The following is a 511-nucleotide window of genomic DNA, read 5'->3' on the forward strand; positions in this document are numbered from 1 at the left end:
TTCCGCTTCCTCCCGTGTTATTGGTATTTCCGCCGCCATTTCCATTGTTGCCGTTTCCGTTGTTACCGTTATCTCCGTTATCATTTTTCTTTTCGGATTTTGCGGATGCTTCGGGCGGGCTGGCTGCCTCTGTTTCTGTGTCGTCCCCGCCGTATGGTATAATCGGAAGAAGCTTAGGTTATTCCTTCCGGAGAGAGACCACTCTGGAAGTGTGTCGTATGTTACCTCTGGGGACAGGTGAATTAAAGTCCTTTCCCGGCTCTTTTTTCGATTTGTGTAAGGTGCTTCATCTATGGAGCAGATATTTGTTCCATTGTGGTATCGGTTTCCGCACAAGCTGAAGAGATTATGAAGTGGATGGCGGAGGAAGAATAAATGACGGATCTGCGGCATGAAAGACGGCATCTGGGCCATGGAATTTATAAACTGCCTATAACAGCAGAAAGAAAACACACCGACCAGCTCCATCATGGAGCAGCCGATGTGTTTGTCTTGCTGGGATTTTTCCGGT

Source organism: [Clostridium] symbiosum ATCC 14940, assembly GCF_000466485.1.
In the GTDB taxonomy this organism is placed as follows: domain Bacteria; phylum Bacillota; class Clostridia; order Lachnospirales; family Lachnospiraceae; genus Otoolea; species Otoolea symbiosa.